The 24502-nt window shown below is 71.5% G+C and carries 20 protein-coding genes; 10 read left to right on the top strand and 10 right to left on the bottom strand.

Annotated features, from left to right (window positions below):
- Positions 1–39: 39 nt before the first annotated feature.
- Entirely contained in the window at positions 40–1272 is a 1233-nt protein-coding gene (locus ABT078_RS38110; RefSeq protein ID WP_351236254.1) for an FAD-dependent oxidoreductase, read from the bottom strand.
- A gap of 104 nt (positions 1273–1376) precedes the next feature.
- On the opposite strand from ABT078_RS38110, the gene ABT078_RS38105 reads away from it, so the two are divergent.
- From ABT078_RS38105 to ABT078_RS38090, 4 genes are all read left to right on the top strand, one after another.
- The gene (locus ABT078_RS38105) at positions 1377–2615 is read left to right on the top strand and encodes a cytochrome P450 family protein (protein WP_351236252.1); all 1239 of its coding nucleotides are present in this window, start codon (positions 1377–1379) and stop codon (positions 2613–2615) included.
- A gap of 39 nt (positions 2616–2654) precedes the next feature.
- Positions 2655–3563: a quinone oxidoreductase family protein gene (locus tag ABT078_RS38100; RefSeq protein WP_351236250.1), complete on the top strand. Its 909-nt coding sequence runs from the start codon at positions 2655–2657 to the stop codon at positions 3561–3563.
- A gap of 140 nt (positions 3564–3703) precedes the next feature.
- Positions 3704–4864, top strand: a complete 1161-nt coding sequence (gene argJ / locus ABT078_RS38095; protein WP_351236248.1) for a bifunctional glutamate N-acetyltransferase/amino-acid acetyltransferase ArgJ — start codon at positions 3704–3706, stop codon at positions 4862–4864.
- 137 nt (positions 4865–5001) lie between these two features.
- Positions 5002–6075: an MBL fold metallo-hydrolase gene (locus tag ABT078_RS38090; protein ID WP_351236246.1), complete on the top strand. Its 1074-nt coding sequence runs from the start codon at positions 5002–5004 to the stop codon at positions 6073–6075.
- Positions 6076–6447: 372 nt separating this feature from the next.
- On the opposite strand, the gene ABT078_RS38085 is transcribed toward ABT078_RS38090, so the two are convergent.
- From ABT078_RS38085 to ABT078_RS38055, 7 genes are all read right to left on the bottom strand, one after another.
- Positions 6448–7227, bottom strand: a complete 780-nt coding sequence (locus ABT078_RS38085; RefSeq protein WP_351236244.1) for an AfsR/SARP family transcriptional regulator — start codon at positions 7225–7227, stop codon at positions 6448–6450.
- A gap of 139 nt (positions 7228–7366) precedes the next feature.
- The gene (locus ABT078_RS38080; protein WP_351236242.1) at positions 7367–8959 is read right to left on the bottom strand and encodes an ABC transporter substrate-binding protein; all 1593 of its coding nucleotides are present in this window, start codon (positions 8957–8959) and stop codon (positions 7367–7369) included.
- A 172-nt stretch (positions 8960–9131) separates the two neighbouring features.
- Positions 9132–10778 carry a penicillin-binding transpeptidase domain-containing protein gene (locus tag ABT078_RS38075; protein ID WP_351236240.1) on the bottom strand — a complete coding sequence of 549 codons (1647 nt, stop codon included), beginning with the start codon at positions 10776–10778 and terminating at the stop codon, positions 9132–9134.
- Positions 10779–10995: 217 nt separating this feature from the next.
- Positions 10996–11613, bottom strand: a complete 618-nt coding sequence (locus tag ABT078_RS38070; RefSeq protein ID WP_351236238.1) for an MFS transporter — start codon at positions 11611–11613, stop codon at positions 10996–10998.
- Entirely contained in the window at positions 11613–12611 is a 999-nt protein-coding gene (locus ABT078_RS38065) for a GNAT family N-acetyltransferase family protein (RefSeq protein WP_351236237.1), read from the bottom strand. The genes ABT078_RS38070 and ABT078_RS38065 overlap by 1 nt, the downstream gene beginning before the upstream one ends.
- Positions 12608–14284, bottom strand: coding sequence for an ABC transporter substrate-binding protein (locus ABT078_RS38060; protein WP_351236235.1), 1677 nt, complete (start codon positions 14282–14284; stop codon positions 12608–12610). The genes ABT078_RS38065 and ABT078_RS38060 overlap by 4 nt, the downstream gene beginning before the upstream one ends.
- Positions 14281–15420, bottom strand: coding sequence for a GNAT family N-acetyltransferase (locus ABT078_RS38055; protein ID WP_351236233.1), 1140 nt, complete (start codon positions 15418–15420; stop codon positions 14281–14283). Before ABT078_RS38055 ends, ABT078_RS38060 begins: the two co-directional genes overlap by 4 nt.
- Before the next feature lie 141 nt (positions 15421–15561).
- Here ABT078_RS38055 and ABT078_RS38050 point away from each other — a divergent pair, with 141 nt between their 5' ends.
- Genes ABT078_RS38050 through cs1 form a run of 5 tightly spaced genes read left to right on the top strand, consistent with a single transcriptional unit; the run spans position 15562 to position 22111 of the window.
- Positions 15562–17283 (top strand): thiamine pyrophosphate-binding protein, encoded by a 1722-nt coding sequence (locus ABT078_RS38050; protein WP_351236231.1) that lies wholly within the window; start codon positions 15562–15564, stop codon positions 17281–17283.
- Positions 17284–17285: 2 nt separating this feature from the next.
- Positions 17286–18839, top strand: coding sequence for an asparagine synthase-related protein (locus ABT078_RS38045; RefSeq protein ID WP_351236229.1), 1554 nt, complete (start codon positions 17286–17288; stop codon positions 18837–18839).
- Positions 18836–20170, top strand: a complete 1335-nt coding sequence (locus tag ABT078_RS38040; RefSeq protein ID WP_351236227.1) for an ATP-grasp domain-containing protein — start codon at positions 18836–18838, stop codon at positions 20168–20170. The genes ABT078_RS38045 and ABT078_RS38040 overlap by 4 nt, the downstream gene beginning before the upstream one ends.
- Positions 20171–20174: 4 nt before the next feature.
- Positions 20175–21134, top strand: a complete 960-nt coding sequence (gene speB, locus ABT078_RS38035) for an agmatinase (RefSeq protein ID WP_351236225.1) — start codon at positions 20175–20177, stop codon at positions 21132–21134.
- Positions 21131–22111, top strand: a complete 981-nt coding sequence (gene cs1, locus ABT078_RS38030; protein WP_351236223.1) for a clavaminate synthase Cs1 — start codon at positions 21131–21133, stop codon at positions 22109–22111. The genes speB and cs1 overlap by 4 nt, the downstream gene beginning before the upstream one ends.
- 219 nt (positions 22112–22330) lie before the next feature.
- Here the strand turns inward: cs1 and ABT078_RS38025 are convergent, their stop codons facing one another.
- Positions 22331–22873, bottom strand: a complete 543-nt coding sequence (locus tag ABT078_RS38025; protein WP_351236221.1) for a flavoprotein — start codon at positions 22871–22873, stop codon at positions 22331–22333.
- A 179-nt stretch (positions 22874–23052) separates the two neighbouring features.
- Here ABT078_RS38025 and ABT078_RS38020 point away from each other — a divergent pair, with 179 nt between their 5' ends.
- Complete coding sequence (locus tag ABT078_RS38020) at positions 23053–23538, top strand: cupin domain-containing protein (RefSeq protein WP_351236219.1); 486 nt, start codon at positions 23053–23055, stop codon at positions 23536–23538.
- Positions 23539–23802: 264 nt separating this feature from the next.
- Here the strand turns inward: ABT078_RS38020 and ABT078_RS38015 are convergent, their stop codons facing one another.
- Positions 23803–24264, bottom strand: a complete 462-nt coding sequence (locus ABT078_RS38015; RefSeq protein ID WP_351236217.1) for an anthrone oxygenase family protein — start codon at positions 24262–24264, stop codon at positions 23803–23805.
- Between the last annotated feature and the right edge of the window lie 238 nt (positions 24265–24502).

Below are 24502 nucleotides of genomic sequence, written 5' to 3'. Positions count from 1 at the left end.
TCCGTCGGGCAAGGCGTCGGGCCGGGCCGGAGCCGCCGGTCACCGCAGGGACGCGGCGGGCGGGCGCTCGCGCACGGCGCCGTAGGCGAGGAAGTACGCCGGGACCCGGTTCAGTCGGCGCGAGGTGGTGAGCAGCTCCGTCAGCCGCTGCACCAGGCGCGGGTTGCCGAAGGGCGGGCGGCCCGCGAGCAGCGGTTCGATGACGCGTGCGTGGGCGGTCCGCTGCAGCGCCTGGGTCACGGCCGTGGTCGGAAGGCGGCGGCGCTGCACCGCCCGTGTGTCCCGCGGGCCGATCGCGCCCCGGCGCAGCGGTCCGACGAGATACCGGGCGGCGGCCACGGCGTCCTCGACGGCGAGGTTGATGCCGATGCCGAAGACCGGCGACATCGCGTGCGCCGCGTCGCCGATGCACAGCAGGCCCGGGCGGTGCCAGCGCCGTAGGCGGTCGAGCCGTACATCGAGCAGCTTGACGTCGTCCCACGACCGCAGCGCGTGCACCCGGTCCGCGAGCCAGGGGACGGCGGCCGTGAAGTCGGCCATGAAGCGCTCGACACCGGCGACGCGTCGCGCGGCGTCGGTTCCCTTGGGGATCAGGGCGGCGCACTGCCAGTAGTCACCTCGGTCGATCATGGCGCTGAGCAGCCGGTCACCCACGCCCCCCACCAGCCCGTGCGGATCCCCGTCGCGCCGTGGCAGCCGGAACCACCAGGCGTCCATCGGGCACGTGAAACTCCGCAGTCCCAGTTCGGGCAGCGACCGGGCCAGCGAGCCCCGGCCGTCGCAGGCCACCGTGAGACCCGCCCGCAGCGTGCCGGTACGGCCGTCGGACGTGCGGTACCGCACCCCTGTGACCCGTCCGCGCTCCATCAGGAAGCCCGTGGCCTCGGTGTTCATCCGCACGGAGAAGGACGGCTCCCGCCTCGCCTCGTCGGCGAGGAGGTTGAGCAGGTCCCACTGCGGGACCATGGCGATGTAGTTGTACTTGCCCGGCAGCGAGCCGATGTCGCCGACGGTGACCAACGAGCGGTCCCTGCCGAGTGGCAGCTGGATCGTCGTCACCCGCCGCTGCGGCAGCCGCGCGAACCGCTCGGCCAGGCCCAGCTCGTCCAGCAGCGCCAGCGTGGACGGATGCACGGTGTCGCCGCGGAAGTCGCGCAGGAAGTCACAATGCTTCTCCAGCACCGTGACCGCCACACCGGCCCGGGCCAGCAGCAGGCCGAGGACCATTCCCGCGGGGCCGCCACCCACCACACAGCACGTGGTCCGCTCCATCGCCCCCTCCCTTCGGCACCATCCCAGGACCTTCCACACTGGGACATATACCCTCAAGGCCTGACAACTCGCCGCAATGACGGCGGCGTACCCCGGGAGGCATCATGAGCCAGCAGCCGGTCCTTCTGCCCTACGCCGACCCTGCCTTCGTCGCGGATCCCTTCCCGCTCTACCGGCAGCTGCGCGAGGACGGCCCCGTGCGTCGCGCTGTCATCGCCGGCGGCCTGGACGCCTGGCTGGTTACGCGCTATGAGGACGGCATCGCGGCCCTGTCCGACCCACGGCTGAGCAGCGACGTACGCGACGCGTCGGACACCCGGCTGCTGCAGCAGCTGCCCGAGACGGAGCGCGAGTCGATGCTCAGCAACATGCTCCGCTCCGACCCGCCCGACCACACCCGACTGCGCCGCCTGGTCTCGAAGGCGTTCACCGCGCGCCGGGTGGGCGAGCTGCGGCCCCGCATCCAGTCCATCACCGACGGCCTGCTCGACGCGGTCGTGCCGGCCGGCCGCGCCGACCTCGTCGCGGACTTCGCCCTGCCGCTTCCGGTCACCGTGATCAGCGAACTGCTCGGGGTGCCGGTGGACGACCGGCACGAGTTCCAGCGGTGGACCGACGACATGATCATGCGCGGGGCCGAGATGCCGGACCCGGCCGTGGTGAACGCGGCCTGGCAGGAGATGCGCGCGTATCTGACCAAACTGCTGGAGACCAAGCGGGCCAGGCCCGGGGACGGCGACCTGCTCAGTGCGCTCATCACCGCGCGGGACGAGGAGCAGCAGCTGAACGAGGACGAGCTGATCGCCATGGCGTTCCTGCTGCTGGTCGCCGGCTACATCACCACGGTCAACCTGATCGGCGGCGGCATCGCCGCGCTGCTCGCCCACCCCGACCAGCTGGAGCTGCTGCGCTCCGATCCGGAGCTGCTGCCGGGCGCGATCGACGAGTTTCTGCGCTACGACGGACCGGTCAGCCCCGGCATCGCCCGGTTCGCCCGCGAGGACGTCGAGATCGCGGGCGTGACCGTCCCACGCGGAGCGACCGTGCTGATCGCCTCGGCCATCGCCGACCGCGACCCGGCGAGGTTCCCGGACCCCGACCGCCTGGACGTCACCCGGCGGGACAACGCCCACCTCGCCTTCGGGCACGGCATCCACTACTGCCTGGGGGCGCCGCTGGCCCGGCTGGAGGGCCAGGTCGCGATCGGGACCGCCCTGCGCCGCCTTCCCGGCCTCGCCCTGGCCGTACCGCCGGGCGAGCTCCGGTGGCGGCCGGGCGGGCTCCGCGGCCCCGTGAGCCTGCCGGTCACCTTCACGAACGGCGGTCAGGTCAGGGGCGGATAGCGCCCGCGGCGGGCGGCTGCCGCGCGATACGGTGCGGCCATGATCGCTATTCAGTTCGACCACTTCGGTGGTCCGGAAGTCCTCACACCCGTCGAAGTGGCCCCGCCGGCCCCGGGCCCGGGAGAGTTACTCCTCAGGGTGGAAGCCGCCGGGGTGAACTTCGCCGACACCCACCAGACCGACGGCTCCTACCTGAACGCCGACAGACTCCCGTACATCCCTGGGAGCGAGGTCGTGGGGCGCACCCCCGACGGCCGGCGGGTGCTGGCACGCGTGTCCAACGGATACGCGCAACAGGTGGTCGCCAAGGAGTCGTCCGTCTTCGGGATTCCCGAGGAGCTCGACGCCGCCCAGGCGCTGGCGCTGCTGATGCAGGGGCTGACGGCCTGGCATCTGCTCCGTTCCGCGGCCCGCCTGCGCACGGGCGAGACCGTGGTGGTGCACTCCGCGGCAGGCGGCGTCGGCAGCCTCGTCCTCCAACTGGCCAGGGAATTCGGTGCGGGACGCGTGCTCGCACAGGCCTCCTCGCCGTCCAAGGCCCGACTCGCCCTGGACCTCGGCGCCGACGCGATCGTCGAGTACCCCCTGGAGAAGGGCGCCGACGTAATTCTCGACGCCGTCGGCGGCGAACTCTTCGACCGGGCACTGGCGTCCCTCGCCTCCTTCGGCCGCCTCGTCACCTACGGAAACGCCTCCCGCAGCGCGTTCACCCCGGTCGACCCCGCCCGCCTGAACCGGCTCAACGCCTCGGTCGTGGGCTTCTGGCTCCGCCCCACGCTGGCGGCTCCCGGAGCGGTCGGCGGGCCGCTCACGGAACTCCTCGACCTGGTGGCGCGCGGCCGCGTCACCCCCGTCGCCGGAGGCAGCTATCCGCTGGCCGAGGCCCGGCGCGCGCACGAGGACCTGCTGGCGCGGCGGACGGTCGGAAAGATCGTGCTGCGCCCGTAGCGAGTCACCGCGTGATGACGCGGCGCCGGGCCGAGGGGCGTGGCACGCGGGGATCGGCGAACGAGAGGCCGCGGAGACTGTCACCGTATAGGCTCGCATCAGTATGAGTCTGAACGCATGACTATCCAGAGGGGTGACTCATGGTCGATACGCCCAAGGGGTTCGCCGTCCATGTCGCGCCGGTCGGCGCGGGTGACGACGGCCGGGACGACTTCACGGTGCTGCTGTCCACGGAGCCGGCACAGGTCAGCGCCGTGTTCACCCGGTCCAGGTTCGCGGGCCCCTCCGTGCTCCTGTCGCGCGAGGCCGCAGCCGACGGTGTCGCACGAGGTGTGGTGGTCGTGGCGCGGAACGCGAACGTCGCCACGGGCGCGCAGGGTGCGGCCAACGCCCTGGAGGTACGGGACCGCGTCGCCAAGGCGGTCGGCCTGCCACCGGAGGAACTGCTCGTCGCGGCGACCGGGGTGATCGGCCGTCAGCTTCCGATGGAGAGCATCAGGGCTCATGTCGCCGCGCTCGGGTGGCCGTTCCCGGATGACCGTGGCTTCGAGGCGGCCGCGCGCTCCATCATGACCACCGACACCCACCCCAAGATCGTCTCGGCCCGGGTCGGTGGGGCGACGATCACCGGTATCGCCAAGGGGGTGGGCATGCTGGAGCCGGACATGGCGACGCTGCTCACCTTCTTCGCCACCGACGCGCAGCTCGCGCCGGAGGTGCAGGACCGGCTGTTCCGCGAGGTCATGGACATCACGTTCAACGCGGTGAGCATCGACACCGACACCTCCACGTCGGACACGGCGGCGTTGTTCGCGAACGGGGTCGCGGGCGAGGTCGACCCGGACGAGTTCAGGACCGCGCTGCACCGCGTGGCGCTCGACCTGGTCAAGATGATCGCCTCCGACGGCGAGGGCGCGAGCAAGCTCATCCAGGTCGAGGTGGCCGGAGCCCGGGATGCGGCGCAGGCGAAGCGGGTCGGCAAGTCGGTCGTCAACTCGCCGCTGGTGAAGACCGCCGTTCACGGCTGCGACCCGAACTGGGGCCGGGTGGCGATGGCGATCGGAAAGTGCCAGGACGAGACGGACATCGACAAGGACAAGGTCGCCATCCGCTTCGGCGATGTGGCCGTCTACCCACCCCGGGCCGACGAGGACGCCGTCCTCGGAGCCCTGACGGAGTATCTGCGCGGCGACGAGGTCGTCATCGGCATCGATCTCGGCATCGCCGACGGCGCGTTCACGGTCTACGGGTGCGACCTCACCGAGGGATACGTGCGGCTGAACTCCGAATACACGACCTGAGCCCGGCCGTTCGCGCGTTCGCGCGCTGTTCTCCGGCTGTTCCACGGGTGATGCACGGGACAGCCGGAGTGTCCTTGGCCGGAAAACGCTGACCCTGCGTATGCCTTGCATATCCTCCTCGTCACCAACGGTGACAGGTGGAGGTCTTGCTCATGCTGCGGCTGCGGCGATCGGTTCTGAAGGGGACGCTGGCGGCCGGGGCCGCGGGGCTGCTGTCCGGAGGCGCGGCATCGGCGACCGCCACCACGTCCGCCGCTTCGCAGCAGCGGGCGGCGCACGGTCCCGCTCGCGCCCCGGTGGCGCCGGCCCCGTTGACGATGCGCTGGCTGGGGGTCGCCGGCTGGGAGCTGACCTTCGGCGGCGGCGACACGGCCACGGGCCCGCGCCGTGTGCTCTTCGACCCCTACTTCAGCCGTATGCGCTGCCTGAACGCCGACGGGAAGCTCGATCCGTCGCTCCCCCTGCGCCTGGACGAGACGGCGGTCGCGGAGGCGGCGCGCGCCAGGCTCACGGGCGCGCCCGAGCTGATCCTCGTCAGCCACGGGCACTTCGACCACCTCGCCGACGTGCCGCGGTTGCTCGCCCACCCGGAGTGGCGGGACCACCGCATCCGCACGCTGTGCGACGACTCCTCGCGGCATCTGCTGACGGCTCTCGGAGCACCCGAGAAGCGCGTCGCCGATGTCATCACCGTGCGGGGCGGCGAGTATCTGCAGTTCGACGGCTTCACCGTGCAGGTCTTCCGCAGCCTGCACAGCCAGGGCGCGGACCACGGGTACTTCGCCCCCGGCCGGCTCGTCGCCCCGCCACCGACCCGGCCCACGACGCTCGGTGAGCTGCCGGAGGGCGAGACGCTGATGTACGCGGTGACGGTCGAGGAGGGCCCGACCGTGCTGCTGTCCGGAGCCAGCAACTACATCGCCCGCGAACTCGCCGGCCTTCGCCCGGATGTGGCGGTGGTCGGGATGACCTCGCACTCAGCCGTGCACGGCTATCTGGAGCGTCTGCTGGAGGTGCTGGGAGATCCGCCACTGCTGATCCCCAGTCACCACGACGACATGGTGTCCCCGCTCACCGCGGCACGCGTGGACAGCGCGGCGGCCGCCGCGCTGTCCACGGCCGTCTCGGCACGCCCGACGGCGCCACGCACACGGGTGCTCGACCCCCGGCCGTACGAGCCGCTCGACATCACGGCGGCACTGTCGACGTAGCCCAGGAACGGGACCGGGCGCCCGCGCCCCTCTCCCCTACACCCTCCGGGCACAGGGGTGGACTCCGGGACGGACACCCGGGGGCACCTCGCGTTACCGGCCCGCATCAGGCCCGTCCGGCGCTCCGGGACGGACACTCCGGCCCACCGCACGGTGTCGAGCACGACTCAAGCACGTCCGACGCTGGAGGACCGACACCCTGGCCCACCCCGCGGTACCCGGCCGCACTCTGGGCCCGTCCGGCGCTTGAGGACGAACACGCGGGCCGCCCACCGCACGGTGCCGAACACAACCCCAGAGGTCCGGGGCGGAGCGCACCTCTGCGGAGCCGCAGGTGCCCCCCACTCCGACCCGCCCGGCCCGCCCGGGCCCCTACGCCGCCTTGAGGTACGGCTCGTCCTGCTGCAGCACCGCCTGCATCGTCGCCTTGAGCTTCACGCCTGGGTTGATCCCGATCTGATCCCGGAGGATCTCCCTCGCCCGGTGGAAGATCTGAATCGCGTCCGCCTGCCGCCCCGCACCGTAATACGCCTTCATCAGCCCGATGTAGAGGTCTTCCCGCAGAGGGTCCTGGTCGACCAGTTCCGACAGCTGCGCGATCGCGTCCTCGAACTTCGCCCGCCCGATGTCGATCCTCGCGCGCAGCTCGATCGCCGTCGCCCGCTCCCGGTCCAGGCACTCGGCGTGAAGGCGGAGCCGGCCGGAGGTGACGTCCGTGAGGGCGGCGCCTTTCCACATGGCGAGGACGGATTCGATGCGCTGTCCCGCGGCCTCGAAGTCCCCACGCGCGTAGAGTTCACGGATTTCCTTCACCGCATCACGGAAGACGAAGAGATCGATGCGTTCGGCGGGCACGTGCAACTGGTAACCGAGGCGGTGGGACACGAGGACGTCCCTCGCGAGTCCCGCCGCCTCCAGGGCGGTGCGAATTCTCCAGGTCGAGGTCTGGAGCTGCCCGGCGACGGTGCGCGGCGGTTCACCGTCCCAGGAGTCCGCGATGATGGCCTCTTTGGTGACGACCTGTCCGGGTTTCAGCGCGAGGGCGGCGAGGAAACGCACCTGCCGCTGGCCCTGGATCGGTATCGGTACGCCTGCGTTCAGCAATGCGACGGGTCCGAGGAGCTGGACCGTCAGGCGTCTTGCGCTGTTCAAGGTGCTTCCCCCCTCGTGGGTGCGCATGATGTCGGGGGGCGAGTGCCGCTTTCGGCGGTGTTCCCGCGCGTCTGCTGTTGTCCCTCACCCCCGTGTGCCGTTCTGCCGATGCGCGCGGGATCCCCCCGCGACCGGCGGTCTATCCCCGCGTCGCCGAGATCGTCGCGTAGTCGTACATCCCGTATGCCTGCGACATCGTGACATTCGAGGCTCCGGCGCCCCGGTAGACCACGGATCTCACGTACATGTAGGGACACATCACCGCGCTGTCCATCGCCAGCCGGTCCACCTCCGCCCAGATCCGCGCTCTTTCACCCGGGTCGGCGGTGCCGATGCCCTCGTCGAGCAGATGGTCGATCTTCGGATCCGCCAGCTCGCCGAGGTTCTGGTTGCCCGACTCCTTGATGGCGCGGGAGTCGGCGATCTGCTGGAGGAATCCGAAACCGTCCGGGAAGTCGGCGGCCCAGCCGAACATCACGATGCCGATTCCGTGCTCACGCAGATAGGCGGGAACACCGGCGCAGGTGGTGAAGTAGTCGCCCGAGGTGAAGGCGGTGACCTCCGCGTCGATTCCCACGCGGGCCAGGCCGGCGGCAAGGGCCAGGGCCGCGTTCCATTCCTTGCGCCGGTCCTCACGCGCCGCGATCCGGACGGGGAATCCGTCCGGCACTCCCGCCAGGGCGAGTTCGCGGCGCGCCGCGTCCAGATCTCCGGTGGCGTCGGGGCCGACCGGGTATCTGTCGTGCGGTTCGTAGCCCGCCACGGTGGGCGGGAGCAGGGTGGTGGCGATGTCGCCGGCCGGTTCGCCGCCGTACGCGTCGCGCATGGCGGCCTTGTCGGTGGCGTACTGGACGGCCCTGCGCGCGTGGACGTCCGTCAGTGGGCCGATGTTCTGGTTGATGCAGTACAGCCAGACGAACCCGGTGCGGGGATTGTCGACGTGCTCCCGCATCGAGTCGTCCGCCAGCAGCCGTTCCTGGGTCTCCGGCTGCACCCCCACACCGGCCAGGTCGATGTCCGCCTCGCCTGCCAGCAGCATGCGGTCGACCTCCGGCCCGGTGACGCCGAGCCGAACGTGGATCTCCTGCGGCCGGCGGGTGCGCAGGGGGTCCGACTCCCGCTTCCAGTGCGGGTTGTGGTCGAGGCGGGCCTCGCGCCCGGGCTCGTACGTGCTGATGCGGTACGGCCCCGAGGAGACCGGCCGGTCCCGGTAGCGGGGGTAGGTGTCGGCCTCCTCGGGGACGGGGATCGTCGTCGGGAGGGCGGCGAGGTAGTCGAATCCGGAGAAGGGCTCTTTCAGACGGAAGACGATCGTGTGCTCGTCCGGGCAGTCGATGCCGTCGCCGGCGCCCGTGAGGTACTGGCGGAAGTACTGGGGCCCGCCACGGGTGATCGTCGCGGCGGACCGGTTCCCGGACCCGTTCCCGTTCCCGTACACCGACTCGGGAAAGTTGGCGCGCAGCACGGCGTGGCGCACGTCCTGCGCCGTGACCGGGCGGCCGGTCTCGAAAGCGATGCCGCGGCGGAGGCGGTAGGTCCAGGTCCGGCCGTCCGCGGACGGGGTGCCCAGGCTCTCGGCGAGGTCGGGGACGAGCCGGAGCCCGCCGTCGCCGTCCTGGCGGTAGCCGACGAGGGGGCGCCCGATCAGCCGTATGAAGTTCCAGGTATAGGCGTAGTAGGTATCGGCCGGGTCGAGCGAGTCGAAGTCGTCCGTGCGGACGAACCTCAGCACTCCGCCCACCTCTTCGGAGGGGCGCACAACGCCGCGCGATGCCTCATCGAATCCCACGAGTCATTGCCTTTCGTGTCGCTGGAAGAACGCTCCGCAAAAGAACTGCGTGAGACCTGGGGTCGGGTCGGTGCCGTGCTGTACGTGCCGTGCTGTCCGTGCTGTGCTGCGCTGTTCAGCCGACCGCCTTGAGGAACCTGGCCGCGATCGGCCCGGCGTCGGAGCCGCCCGAGCCGCCGTCCTCCACGAGGACCGCCCAGGCGAGGTTCTTGTTCCCCTGGTAGCCGATCATCCAGGCGTGGGTGCGCGGCGGGGTCTCGGTGCCGAACTCGGCGGTGCCCGTCTTCGCATACGCCTCGCCGGGTACGTCCTTCAGCGCCCGGCCCGCGCCGTAGGTGACCGTGGCGCGCATCATGTCGCGCAGACCTGCCACGACCGCGGGTTCGAGCGCGGCCGGGGCTTCGTACTTCTTCTTCACCGCGGCCGGCACGAGGACCGGCTGCCGGAACGTGCCCTCCTTGACCGTCGCCGCGATCGAGGCCATCACGAGGGGGGACGCCTGGACGCGGGCCTGTCCGATCGTCGATGCGGCCTTGTCGTTGTCTCCGCTTGCGACCGGCACGCTGCCGTCGTAGGTGGCGACACCGACGTCCCAGCTGCCGCCGATGCCGAAGGCCTGCGCGGCGTCGTGCAGCGACGCATCCTGGAGCTTCGTACGGGAGTTGACGAAGAAGGTGTTGCAGGACTTGGCGAAGGAGTCCTTGAAGGTGGAGCCCGACGGCAGGGTGAACCGGTTCTGGTTCTCGAACCGCTGCCCGTTGACGTGCGCGAACTTGGGGCACTGCGCAGCATCGGACGGTCGCATTCCCTGCTTCAGCAGTGCGGTGGCGGTGACGACCTTGAAGGTGGAGCCCGGCGGATAGCGGCCTTCCAGGGCCCGGTTCATGCCGCCGGGCCTGTTGGCGGCGGCGAGGACATGTCCGGTGGACGGGTCGATCGCGACGATGGCCGCGTTCTTCTCGACTCCGTCCAGTGCCTCGGCGGCGGCTCCCTGGATCCTCGGGTCGATGGTGGTCCTCACCGGCTCGCCCTTGGCGCCTTTGTCGTTGCTGAGCCGCTTCACCGCACGTCCGGACTCGCGGTCCACGACGGCGACGGACTTCGCCCCGCCCGCGCCGCCGGTGAGCTGCTCGTCGTAGCGGGCCTCGAGTCCGGAGATGCCCTTTCCGCTCTTCGGGTCGACGGCGCCGACAATCGAGGGCGCCTGCAGGACGTCACCGTTCGCGTCGAGTACGGCAGCGCGCTCCTGCGATTGCAGAGCCAGGGTCTGGCCGGGGGCCAACGCCGGGTGGATCACCGGAGTGGTGAACTCCACCTGCCATTCTTCCTGCTTCTTCAGGACTTTCGCCTTGGAGTCCCAGGTGTAGTCGCCGGCGCCGGGAATCCGCATCGCCACCGTGAACGGAATGCGAACATCCCCCTCCGCCTGCTTCTTGCCGTCCTTCGTGGAGATCTCCGTCTTCGACGGTTTCAGGTTCGTCATGACGGACGTGATGAGAGACTCCGCATTACCGGGAGTATCCGTGTACGACCCGGCCTTCTTGGCGTCGCCCGTCTCCCAGGCCGCCAGGAACCCGTCCAACTGTTCCTGGGCAGCGCGGACTTCGGGGTCCTCAGCGCCTTCTGCGAACAGCGTGCTGTATCCCCAATAGCCGATCCCCGCTGCCGCCGCAAGTGTCGCCAGAGTGCCGATCGTACGACGCCGGCGTGACCGACGCCTGTCGTAAGAGGAGTAGCCTCGGTAAGCGCTCTCACCTGCCATGACGGCATCTTATGGGCGTAGTCTCTTCGTACTCTCCTCCGGCGCGCGATTCCGGACACGGGCATTGCATACGACCATGTCGAGACCTCGCCCCATTGAGGCGGATTCGGCTGAACCAATTCTTCTCCGGTGTGACCGTGAGCAGAGAGACCGAAGAACGCCGACACCGCGCGATCGATCGATATCCGCCGTAAGGAATGGCCGAAAGTACAGCCCGTCAACCCGAACGCGTGACGGCCTCGAATCGGGCGGGAGCGTGTAGGCCCACCAGCCACAGCCATGCGGTGCACGCGAGCACGGCACCGATGACGACCACCGAACTCACCGGCAGTAAGGAGGACATCGCGGAGGCGACGACACCGCCCAGCGGGATCACGCCCCACACGAGGGTACGCATCGTCGCGTTCACCCGGCCGAGCAGTTCGGGTGGCGTCACGGTCTGGCGGAGGCTGATCTGCGTCACGTTGTACAGCACCGCGCCCGCGCCGACACCCAGCATGCCGAGCCCCGTCGTCCAGGCGGGCATCCACCCCGCCAGCGACGCCAGCAGCGCGAACGGCGCCGGGACGAGAAGCCCGTACGTGATCGCCCGCGCCTGCCCGAGCGCCCCGAGGAACCGCTTGACGAGCAGCGCCCCGATGACCCCGCCGGCGCCGAGGCCCGCCATCACCGCGCCGGCCACCGTCTGCACGGTGATCAGGGCCGCCGCCCCGGAGGGCGACGCGTCCGCGGCGGTGAGCGCGGTCAGCGGCATCGCGGTCTGGGCCACGCGGAAGCCCAGTTGCGACGTGGCGTGGGCGACGAACAGCCGGGCGAACGGCCCGCTGCCGAGCATCAGATGTCCAGCTCCCACATCCGCCGGCCGCCCGCGGGACGGAAACCGAACTCCTCGTTGATCCGCCTCATATGGACGTTGCCCGTGGAGTTCCAGGTGTCGATCGTGCGCAGTTCGGTCTCGCTGCCTCGCACGTACCGGAGATTGAGGGCCTTGACCAGCCGCCCGAGGCCACGGCCCCGGTGCCCGGGGTCGACGACCGTGACCGCCTGGAGCGCGCTGTCGGGGTTGGCGGTGGTCATGGACACCGCGGACCAGGCCACCAGGCGGCCGGTCCCCTCGTGGCGTATGCCGGTCTGATAGGCGCGCCGGCCGCGGGCGATCCGCATCCTCTCGAAGGCGCGGATCCGGGAGATGGCGGCGGGCTGCGGCTCCCAGTCCAGGTCACCGGTGGGGGCGTCCGCGGAGAGCGTGGCCTCCAGGCGGGCGGCCTCGGCGACCAGTTCGTCGGGCACGGTGCTGCCCCAGGTACGGCAGGTGTATCCGTCGGGGACGGGACCTGCGGCGGGTGCGTCGCAGACCTCCAGCCGCAGATGGTCGAGGGTCATGACGGTCCGGCCGCCGAGCGCGTCGGCGAAACGGGCGGCGGGGATCGTGTCCTCGGCCCCCGGCCCCGCGTCGGCGAAGAGCAGGAGCCAGGTGCGGCCGTCGAGTTTGCCGCGGGCGCCGGCGAACTCCACCAGCTTCCGGCCGATTCCCCGCCGCCGCAGGCCGGGCCGTACGGCGAGGACGGCAGCGGTCACGGAGGCGGTGTTCTCCTCTGTGGGGAACTCCAGGCGCAGGGAGGCGATGGCGTCCGGGGTGTGCCGGTCCGCGGTGACCAGCCACTCCTCGACCCTGGTCGCGGGCGGCGGGACCCGTACGGACCCGATCAGGTCGGCGCGGCAGGGCGCGGGAAGACCCGGGGTGTCCTCGCGCGCCGCCTCGGTGCGCAGCCCGAACGCCGCGTCGATGCGGTCGCTGTCGTGCGGGTCGAGTTCCGTGAAGGCCGGGTTCACGCGTCTCCTTCTCCCATGCCGGTGGGGTCCGCGTCGCCGTCCCCGACGAGCCCGAGGGCCTGGATGTCGTAGAGACCGAACGCGGGGTGGACGTAGACATTGGTCAGGTCGGGGTGGCGGTAGTGCAGGGTGCGGTCGTGGGCCATGGGGAGGATCACGGCGCGGTCCATCACGGTCCGCTCGACGGACTGCCACAGGGACCGGCGCCGCTCCGCGTCGGGTTCGCCGTTCGCCCGGTCGACGAGCGCGTTCACCTGCGGGTCGTCGAGTTCGGCGAAGTTGAAGTTGCCGCCGCCGTGCTTGATCTGCCGTCCGTCGACGAGCGGGGCGAGGAAGCCGTACTCGGTGGGGTAGTCGGCGCCCCAGTCGGTCACCCCGAGGCCGAGCCCCAGCCTGCGGACCGTGGCCGGACTGCCGAGCCCCGCGCGGTAGTACGAGGCGGTGTCCAGGACCACCACCTCGGACTCGATGCCGACGCGGGCGAGCGACGCGGCGAGGGCGCGGGCGACGAGGGCGAACTTGCCGGGCTGGGTGCCGATCGCCGTGCGGAAGCCCTCTGGCAGTCCGGCGGCGGCCAGTTCGGCCCGCGCCGCGTCGAGGTCACCGGTCAGGTCGCCCCCGGACGGATAGCGGTCGCTGCCCGGGTGGGCGGGCAGCGACGGCGGGATCAGGGAGGTGGCGAGCGTGCCGCCGACTCCGTCGCCGCCGCGTGCCTCGAGGAGGGCCGCCTTGTCGGCGGCGTGGAAGACCGCACGTCTGGCGTGCACGTTGCCGAAGGGCGGCACGGCCTGCTGGACGGTGACGTACTGCAGGAATCCGGTCGCCGGATTGTCCGCGCGCGCCCGCAGCCGCGGGTCGGCGAGGATGCGGTCGCGCGCCGCGTGCTGGATGCCCCGCCCCTCGGCGTCGAGATGGAACTCCCCCGACAGCAGCCGGGCGTCGAGCTCGTCGACCTCGACGCCGAAGGAGACGGTCAGCTCGGTGGGCAGCGCGGAGCGCACGGCGTCGGTGGCCGGATCCCACTGCGGGTTGCGGACCAGGTGCAGCGAGCGGCCGGGCTCGTGGCTGCGGATCCGGTACGGGCCCGAGCACACCGGCGCGCGACCGTACGCCTCGCGGGTGTCGCGGAGCCGGGGCACGGGCGCGGTGTTGGGCTGGGCCATCAGATGGTCGACGTCCGCGAAGGGCCGCCGTAGCCGGAGGACGAGGGTGCGCTCGTCGGGGCATTCCACGGCCTTGAGCCCTTCGGCGTCGGCGCGGTAGGGGCCGCGGTGGCCGCCGTGGTCGAGCAGATCGAGCAGATAGGTGGGCCCGCCCGGCAGGATGTCCTGGGCGAAGACCCGTTCCAGCGCGTACCTGATGTCGTACGCCGTGATCTCCTCGCCCGTCTCGAAGCGCGCTCCGCGGCGGATGCGGTAGGTCCAGCTCAGTCCGTCGCCGGACACGGCACCGGGGGCTTCGGCGAGATCGGGCACGACGGCCGGCGAGGCCGGGTCGGTGCCGAACGCCATGAGGGTGCGGTGCATCGTGCGCTGCAGCAGCCAGGACCACACGTAGTACGTACGGGCCGGGTCGAGCGAGTCGACGTCGGCGGAGGCGACCGTCCTGAGGTGGCCGCCACGGCGGCGTGACGGGTTCACGATCCGCCCGACGGCGGCGTTCCAGCCGGTCATCGGCCGAGCTCCTTCACGTACAGGTGCTGGGTGGACAGCCGGCACCCGCGGGAGACCTTCGCCGCCGTGCTGCCGATGCCGTAGTGGACGCGGGTGACGCCGTGGGACGGGGCGTGGTCGGCGGGGGTGTAGTAGAGCAGCTCGTAGTAGAGGGGCAGGCCCAGTTCGCTCTGGCGCGTGTAGTCGAAGCCGGCGCGGTGGGCGAACCAGTCGGCGCCGTGGCGGAGGATCAGCCCGAAGCCGATGATCTCCCCGTCCGCCACTGCCTTGCTGACGAGCGCGCGGGGGCCGAGGGTGCGGTGCGCGGCGGCGAACACCGCGGCGGAGCGCCGCGGATCCCAGTCGGTCATGCCGTACTTGGCGAACAGCGCGGTCTCCAGCTCCGCGAGCCGGGAGATCTCGTCCGCGACCAGGGGCGCCAGGGTGATCCGGACGCCGGACGCCTCGACGCGCCGGCGTTCGGCCCTGACGCGGCGCGAGCGGCGGGACGGCAGCCCGAGCGCGTACTCGGCGAAGCCGCCCGCCGGGATGTCGAGCGAGGCGAACTCGCCGGAGGTGTGCGACAGATAGCCCCGCGCTTCGAGGACACCGGCGACGAGCCGGTCGGCGGAGTCGAGGTAGGGGAAGCACACCGATGCGGCGCCCATGGCGGCGGCGATGCGCTCGGCGCGGTCGACGACGCAGTCGGCGTCGTCGGCGGTGGCGTGCCCGCCGAGCATCAGGCGCGTGCGGCCGAGGTGGCGGCCGCCGCACATCAGGGACGGCATCAGCCGATCGGCGCCGTCGAAGGCGTCGAGGAGCGCGGCGGCGCCGTCCATGCCCTCGGTGGCGCAGTGGCGCATCAGGAGGTCGGTGCGGCCGAGCGACCAGGGGGCGGTGCGGTCGGCGAACACCAGGGGCAGGGCCGCGACGATTCCGCGACCGGGATCAGTGGCAGTGAGGTAGCGCATCGGCGCACCGGCCGTGTCGTGCAGGACGCGCATCCACTCGGGGGTGAGGAAGAAGTCCTCATCCCCGGTCAGCCGCGCCCAGTCGGCCTTCCCGGCCTCCGCCGGGTCCCGCCATTCGTCGACGACGGCGCGTCCCGGCGTCGCCGTACCGGACACCGTCGCACGTGGGTTCGCTGCTCCAGACACCGCAGGAGTGTCACCCGCCACTGTCTCCGGCTTCTCTTCGCGCACTCCCCGATACCGGCCGATACCGCCGGGAGAGAGGCCGGAGAGTGGCGCCGGTCACGGTTTCCGCGTCCCGTTCACCGCCGAACGACTTGGAGACCCATGTCCCGCGTATCGACCGGACCCAGCACCGGACCGACGGCCGCCCACGCACTCCTCACCCGGCTGCACGAGCACGGCGTGGACAAGGTGTTCGGCGTCGTCGGCCGTGAGGCCGCCTCGATCCTCTTCGACGAGGTCGAGGGCATCGACTTCGTCCTCACCCGGCACGAGTTCACCGCCGGTGTCGCGGCCGACGTGCTCGCCCGGATCACCGGCCGGCCACAGGCCTGCTGGGCGACCCTCGGCCCCGGTATGACCAATCTGTCGACCGGTGTCGCCACGTCGATCCTGGACCGCTCGCCGGTCATCGCGCTCGCCGCCCAGTCCGAGTCGCACGACATCTTCCCCAACGACACCCACCAGTGCCTCGACTCGGTGGCGATCATCAAGCCGATGGCCAAGTACGCGGCGGAGCTCCAGCGGCCGCACGAGATCACGGACCTGGTGGACTCCGCGGTGACCGCCGCGATGACCGAGCCCGTCGGCCCCTCCTTCATCTCGCTGCCCGTCGACCTGCTCGGCTCGTCCGAGGGCATCGACGCCTCCGCCGCCAACCCGCCCGCGCTCACCCCTGCCCGGCCGACCGGCGCGGTCGCCCCCGGCTGGCAGGCCGCCGCCGACGCGGCCGCCGAGCTGCTCCGCTCGGCCGAGCACCCGGTGCTGGTCGTCGGAGCAGCCTCGATCCGCTCCGGTGCCGTGCCCGCGATCCGCGCGCTCGCCGAGCGCCTCGACATCCCGGTCATCACGACGTACATCGCGAAGGGCGTCCTGCCCGCCGGCCACGAGCTCGACTACGGGGCCGTCACCGGCTACATGGACGGCATTCTCGACTTCCCGGCCCTGGAGACCCTGTTCGGCCCGGCCGACGTCATCCTCACTGTCGGTTACGACTACGCCGAGGACCTGCGGCCCTCGATGTGGCAGCGCGGCACCGAGGAGAAGACCGTCCGCATCTCGCCGACGCCGAACCCGATCCCCCGCGTCTACCGGCCGACCGTCGACGTCGTCACCGACGTCCTGGCGTTCGTGGAGCACCTCGACACAGCCACGGCCTCGCTCGCGGCGAAGAAGCGGCACGACATCACTCCGCTGCGGGCGCGCATCGCCGAGTTCCTCGCCGACCCGGAGAACTACGCGGACGGCATGCGGGTCCACCAGGTCATCGACTCCATGAACACCGTCATGACCGAGACCGCGCGACCCGGCGAGGGCACGATCGTCTCCGACATCGGCTTCTTCCGGCACTACGGAGTGCTGTTCGCCCGTGCCGACCAGCCCTTCGGCTTCCTCACGTCGGCAGGCTGCTCCAGCTTCGGCTACGGCATCCCCGCGGCTATCGGCGCCCAGCTGGCCCGCCCCGGCCAGCCCACGTTCCTCATCGCGGGCGACGGCGGCTTCCACTCCAACAGCGCCGACCTGGAGACGATCGCCCGGCTCGGCCTGCCGATCGTGACCGTCGTCGTCAACAACGACACCAACGGGCTGATCGAGCTGTACCAGAACCTCGGCCACCACCGCAGCCACGACCCGGCGGTGAAGTTCACCGGCGTCGACTTCGTCGCCCTCGCCGAGGCGAACGGTGTCGAGGCGGCCCGTGCGACCTCCCGCGAGGAGCTCCTCGCGGCCCTGCGCAAGGGCGCCGAGCTGGGCCGCCCCTTCCTCGTCGAGGTCCCCGTCAGCTACGACTTCCGGCCCGGTGGGTTCGGGGCGCTGAGCATCTGATCATGGACGAGCAGGACTTTCCTGCCGCCTTCGGTCTTCTGGCCTCCGCCCGTCTGGGCGAAGGCCGGATACCGGGCGCGGCCTTCGCGACCCAAGGCATCTGCACCAGGCTCCGGGAGCGGCTGCGTACGCAGACCCTGACCGCGACCCTCGTGCATGCCCCCACCCACTCCCCGGAACCGGCGCTGGCGCGCGACGCGGACGCCGCCGTACTGATCGCCGGCGAGATCTACAACCGGAACGAACTCCGGTCCGTACTGCCCGAGCCGGCCGGCGACAGAGCCGACTCGGGCCCCCGCGCGGACGACGCGCGGCTGCTCCTCGCGCTCTTCCGGCGCTACGGCCACCACGCCTTCCGCCTCGTCAACGGCCGCTTCGCCGCGGTGGTGGCCGAGGGGCGGCGCATCCTCCTCGCGACCGACCACGCGGGCTCCGTGCCCCTGTATCTGCGCCCCGGGCGCGGCGAGGTCGTGGCCGCGACCGAGGCGAAGGCGCTCGCGCGGTACGGGAGTCCGCAGGGCCTGCCCCTCGCCGGGGCGCGCCGGGTGCGACGGCTGCCCGGGCTCTACCAGGTCCCCGCCGGCTCAGTGATGATCATGGATCTGGGGAGCGGCACCGCCGAGACCCATCTCACCTGGGCCCCGCCGCTGTCGCGCCGCATCGTCGCGGAGCGCGAGGCGGTCGACGCCGTACGCACCGCACTCGACGCGGCCGTACGGGCCAGACTCGCTCCCGGCGCGACTCCGCTGGTGGTGCTGTCCGGAGGGATCGACTCCTCCGGTGTCGCGGCGCTCGCCCACAAGGCGGCGGGCCGGCTGGCGACGGTTTCCATGGGCACCGACACCAGCAGCGAGTTCCCGCAGGCCCGGCTCGTCGCCGACCATCTGGGTTCCCGGCACGGGGAGTTCACGCTCCGGACCGTGGATCTGCTCACCCAGCTCCCGCACACGGTGTGGGCGTCGGAGTCTCACGATCCGGACATCATCGAATATCTGCTGCCGCTCACCGCCCTCTACCGCGCACTCGGCGGACCGCCCCGCAGGATCCTCACGGGGTACGGGGCCGACATCCCGCTCGCCGGCATGCACCGCGAGGACCGGCTGCCCGACCTGGACTCGGCCGTGGCCCACGACATGGCGACGTTCGACGGACTCAACGAGATGTCGCCGGTGCTCTCGGCCGCGTCCGGCCACTGGTCCACCCATCCGTACTGGGACCGGGACGTCCTCGATCTGCTGGTGTGTCTGGAGGCGGGGCTCAAGCGCCGCTACGGCCGCGACAAATGGGTGCTGCGGGCGGCCATGGAGGGTCTGCTTCCTGAGGAGACCGTCAACCGGCCCAAGCTCGGCGTCCACGAGGGCTCGGGCACCACGTCCTCCTTCTCGCTGCTGCTCGCGGGGCACGGCGTGCCGGAGGAGAACCTTCACACGGCCAAACGGCTGGTGGTGGAGGAGCTGTTCGACCGCACGGTGGTGGACGGCGACCATCCGGACCATGTGAGCACCGGCTCGGTCGTGGAGTCCGTTGCGGCCCGGCTGAAGCGGGGTGCCGCGTGAGCGCGTACACCGGTCCGTCGCCATCGGGCGCCGGTGCCGGCGGCCCCGCCGGACCGGGCGGTCGCGGGGGCTTCACGGGCAGGCGGCTCGCGCTCGTGGAGTCGATGCTGCACTCCGCCTTCTACGACGGCATCCATGCGGCCCGTGACCTCGGCTGCGAGATCTGGCTCCTGGTGCAGGGCGTGGAGTGGTACACGGACGGCAAGCCCTTCGACGACCATCCCCTCGCCCGCGTCGACAAGGTGATCCACACCGACACGCACGATCCCGACGCCATCGTCGACGCGATCACCGACACGGACGGGCGGCCGCTGGTGGACGGCGTCCTGTCGTTCTCCGACTACCACACCGAGGCCACGGCCACCGCCGCGGAACGCCTCGGACTGCCCTCGCAGGGCCTGGACGCGGTCACCGCGGCGAACCACAAGCACGTGCTGCGCGGGCTGCTCGGCGACGACCCCGCCAATGTGCCGTACCGGCTGGTCACCTCCCCCGACGAGGTGGACGGGGCCATCCGCCACGTGGGGCTGCCGCTGATCGCCAAGCCCCCGTCGGAGGCGATCTCGTACGGTGTGCGCAAGTGCCTCGACGAGGCCGGGGCCCACGCCGCGTACGAGGAACTGTCCGCCGTCAAGCGGTCCTTGCGGGGACAGCCGAGGCCGGGTCATGTGCTGTTCGAGCAGTACGTGCCGGGCACCGAGATCTCCGTCGAGTCGATGACCGGCGGCGGGGTGACGCACTTCTACGGCGCCACCTCCAAGGACCTGCACCGCACGACGATGCTGGAGGAGGCCCACAGCTTCCCGGTGCCGCTCGCGCCCGGGGTGTGGGAGCAGGTCACGGCGGCTGTCGGCCGCACGCTCAAGGCCATCGGCTACCGGCAGGGCCCGGCCCACACCGAGGTGAAGCTCACCGACGACGGCCCCAGGATCATCGAGGTCAACACCCGGCTCCCGGCGCACATGATCTCCACGATGGTCGCCGACGTCTGCGGCGCCGACCCCCATCTGGTCGCCAAGCTCCTCGCCCTCGGCGCCGACCCGTATCCGGGCAGGGCGGGCGAGGGGGTCACCCCGGCCGCCGCGGTCGTCGTGCTCTTCCCCGACGCGCCGGGCGTGCTGACCGCGGTCCATGGGATCGACCGGGCCGAGGCGACCGGGAACGTCACTGTCTCCCTCCACGCCGACCCGGGCGCCCGCGTGGCCTCGCGCCTGGACAACTCCGCCTCCGTGGGCTTCGTGTACGCGCACGCCGGCACGGCCGGCGCGGCGCTCGCGAAGGCGCGGCACGCCGCTTCCCTGATCACCGTCGAGACCCAGGAGGGGGACTGAGCCCGTGGAACGCGTCGACTCGCATGTCTCACCCCGCTATGCGCAGATCCCCACGTTCATGCGCCTGCCGCACGATCCGGAGCCGCGCGGCTACGACGTGGTCGTGATCGGCGCCCCGTACGACGGCGGCACCAGCTACCGGCCCGGGGCGCGGTTCGGCCCGCGCGCCATCCGCAACGAGTCCGGCCTCATCCACGGCGTCGGCATCGACCGCGGCCCCGGCACCTTCGACCTGATCCGGTGTGCGGACGGCGGGGACATCGATCTGACCCCGTTCAACATGCACATCGCGATGGAGACGGCAGGCGCGCACCTCAGGCGGCTGCTCGGGGACAACGCCGCCTTTCTGATGCTCGGCGGCGACCACTCCCTCACCCTGGCCGGGCTGCGAGCCGTCGCCGAGCAGCACGGGCCCGTCGCCGTGGTCCATCTCGACGCGCACTCCGACACCAATCCGGCCTTCTACGGTGGCGAGTTCCACCACGGAACGCCGTTCCGGCACGGCATCGACGAGAAACTCGTCGACCCGGCCGCCATGGTCCAGATCGGCATCCGGGGCCACAACCCCAAGCCGGACTCGCTCGACTACGCGCGCGGACACGGCGTCCGCATCGTCACCGCGGACGAGTTCGCCGGCCTCGGCCCGGCCGGCACCTCGGGCCTGATCCGTGAACGGGTCGGCAGGCGCCCCGTGTACGTCTCCGTCGACGTCGACGTCGTGGATCCGGCCTTCGCGCCCGGCACCGGCACCCCGGCCCCGGGCGGGCTGTCGTCCCGCGAACTGCTCGCACTGCTGCGCTGCATCGGCGACCTCACCCCCGTCGGCTTCGACGTGATGGAGGTCTCGCCACCGTACGACCACGCCGGGATCACCTCCGTCCTGGCCACCGAGATCGGCGCCGAGCTGCTCTATCAGTACGCCCGCGCGCACCGCCCCACGAGTGAAGGAGACCACCGGCCATGACCACTCCGGTCATCGACTGCACCCCGTACCAGGACCGGCTGCGCGCGCTCGCGGCGCACCTGCCCGACGTCCCGCGCGCCGATCTCCACGGCTTCCTGGAGGCCGCGAAGGGGCTCTCGGAGCAGCTGCCCCAGGAGGTGGCAGACGCGCTCGACGCCTTCGACGCCGAGGGCAACAAGGACGGTTACCTGCTGCTGCGCGGCCTGCCCGTCGAAGCGGACGACGACCTGCCGTCCACACCCACCAGCACGCCGGCCCCCGAGGACCGCCCGCTGCTGACCATGGAGGCCATGCTCGCCGTCGCCGGACGGCGGCTCGGTCTGCACACCGGCTACCAGGAGCTCCGCTCCGGCACGGTCTACCACGACGTCTACCCCTCGCCCGGGGCGCACTACCTGTCGTCGGAGACCTCCGAGACGCTGCTGGAGTTCCACACGGAGATGGCGTACCACGTCCTCCAGCCCAACTATGTGATGCTCGCCTGCTCCCGCGCCGACCACGAGCGCAGGGCCGAGACCCTCGTCGGCTCCGTCCGCAAGGCGCTGCCGCTCCTGACGGACGACGTCAGGGCCCGCCTCTTCGAGCGCAAGCTGCCGTGCTGCGTCGATGTCGCCTTCCGCGGCAGGGTCGAGGACCCGGGCGCCATAGCCAACGTCAAGCCGCTGTACGGGGACGAGGGCGACCCGCTGCTCGGCTACGACCGCGAGCTCCTCACCCCGGCGGAGGTCGAGGACAAGGAGGCGGTCGCCGCCCTGTCCAAGGCACTTGACGACATCACCGAATCGGTCCGGCTCACCCCCGGCGACGTCCTGATCATCGACAACTTCCGCACCACCCACGCCCGCACGCCGTTCAGCCCCCGCTGGGACGGCAAGGACCGCTGGCTGCACCGCGTCTACATCCGCACCGACCGGGGCGGGCAGCTCTCGGGCGGGGAACGGGCGGGCGACGTCGTCGCGTTCAGCCCCCGGCGTTAGGGGCGGCACAGGAGCGGACGACGGGCCGCCCCTGTGCCCGGACTCGGGCTCGGGCTCGGGCTCGGGCTCGGGCTCGGACTCGCACTCGGGCTCGGGTCTGTCCGGGCGCCGGTCCGTGCGGGTCCGGGTCTGCCCGGGCATCGGTCCGTCAGGGTTCGGGTCTGCCCGGGTCTCTTCCTCGTGGGCTCCCCTCCCCGAGATCCGGCCTCCGGCTTCCCCTCACCTCTGGTTCTCCCCGGCGGTCACCGGCGCCTGGGCGAGCAGCTCCAGCGCGTGCTCCCAACGAAAGAGGGCGGGCTCGGGCGCATGGGTGTCCGTGCCGAAGAGCACGCCCATCCCGCGCAGCCGCTCCACGCTCGCCCGGTACGCGGGGTGAGCCGCGAGGTCCGCGTTCACGCTCGGCAGCACGACCGTCGGCACGCCGGCCCCGTAAGCTTCGCAGAGGGTGGCCACGGCAAGGGTGTCGGCGATCCCCGCGGCCCACTTGTTGATGGTGTTGAACGTCGCCGGAGCCACGGCCATGGCATCCGCGGGCGGGAAGGGGCGTGCCTCCCCGGGCCGGCGCCACGCCGAGCGGACCGGGTACCCCGTCTGGGCCGCCACGGCATCCGCGTCGATGAAGCCGAGGCCCTGCGGCGTGGCGATGACTCCGACGTCCCACTGCTGCTCCTGCGCCGCGGTGATCAGTTTCCCGACGTCGCCCGCGTTCCCGGCCGCGCACACGATGACGTACAGGAACGGCTTCCTGGGCTGGTCCCTCACGCGGATCCTCCTGCTCGACGGCTGCTTCGGTGGCCACTTCGGTTACCCACATGGGTGATTCGGGGTCCGGGCAGCGTACGTCCCGCATCGCGTGGGCAGGGGATGCCCCAACGGGAGTACCATCCAGGGCTTTGGGGCCCGGCGAGGATCGCGTGGGGATCGACCACTGGAGGAACCGCATGCCATCCCCTTCCGACTCCGGCCGGGGCGTGCTCGCGCGGCTGGCGGAGCTGAGCGACGGAGCCTCGCAGGAGCAGAGCGGGGCGTTGTGGCGCCTCACGGAGGACGCGCGCCAACTCGACGCCAATGTCGTGCGGCTGCTGCCGGACACCCGGGTCGCCGAGCACATCGAGCCCGATCTGGATGTGCTGCTGTACGTCACGGACGGCGGCGGAGTCCTTCATGTCGACGGTGAGCCTCAGGACGTTGCCGCCGGTTCGCTGGTGTGGCTGCCGCGCGGCATCCGCCGCTCGCTGCGCGCGGGGCCCGAGGGGCTTGTCCAACTCAGCGTCCACCGGCGCCGCCCCGGTCTGGCCATCCAGAGCACCGGCGGTGAGCCCGCATGCCTGCTGGACCGGGTCTGCACGGAGTGCGGGCGTCTCGGGACGGAACCCGACGCGCGCTACTGCGCCCGCTGCGGGGAGCGACTCCCCCTGGGCGACTGAACTCCGGGACGCCGACCCGGTCTCGGGAGGGGACGGGTTGTCCCGGGTGGGGGATCGGCCCCTGCCGGCGAGGGGGACGACCGGGACAACCCGCCCCCGGCCCCGCCCGGCGGAACGCACCGGAGCCTGCACCGGAGTTGGCACCGAGAGGTACCCAGGGGTACCGACAACGTTGTCTCATGCGTGCCTTACGACCGTACTAGGTTCTCTGCCCCGATGTCCGCCCCGTCACCCTGCCTGCCTGCCGCCGGTGTCGGCTTTCCGTCACGCGAGCGAGGCCCAGACGAGCAGCACGAACGAAGCCAGAATCAGGACGGTACGGACAATATGGAAGCTGTTCCACCGGGCCTCGAAGGCTGCGCGAACCTCGGAGTCGGGTGAACCTTCGAAGGCGGCCAGCGCGTTGTTCAGCGGGATGTTGCCGACGATCGTGACGAGATGATTGAGCGCGGCGCACACCAGGCCGGCCAGGATCAGCCACATCTGGTTGTCCGAACGGCCCTCGACGGGCACGGCGAGCGACGCCGCAGGGAACGCGATGATGGCCAGAAAGACCACCAGGAACACGGCGCGCGGGATCTCTTCGTTGATGCGTCGCATCACCGGCACGAACTGGTCGTCGGACAACCTGGCCAGCGCCGGCATGATCCCGGTCCGGAAGACCAGCATGAAGCCCGCGTACAGGCCGGTGGAAATGACGGCAAGGGCGAGCAGCAAGGTGGCCATACGGCCCATCATGACGCGCCGAACGCCCGTACGCAGCACGCCTGCCACACCGAACCGCAGCCGCCGAACCGCAGCCGCCGGCCACGAACGCGGGGGCCGGGGTCGGCGTCCCGGCCCCCACGTCGGCCTGGCTCGGGCGAGGAAGCCCGTGCTGCTCCAGTCCCCCGCCCGCGGTGCGGTAGGGGTGGAGGTCGTCGAGGAGTACGGGCAGGGCGCCGGGCCCGACCGCGGGCAGGGT

Source organism: Streptomyces sp. NPDC002133 (assembly GCF_040296405.1).
Classification (GTDB): domain Bacteria; phylum Actinomycetota; class Actinomycetes; order Streptomycetales; family Streptomycetaceae; genus Streptomyces.
The sequence above is the reverse complement of the archived record's forward strand: the minus strand, read 5'-3'. Positions and strand labels throughout refer to the sequence as shown.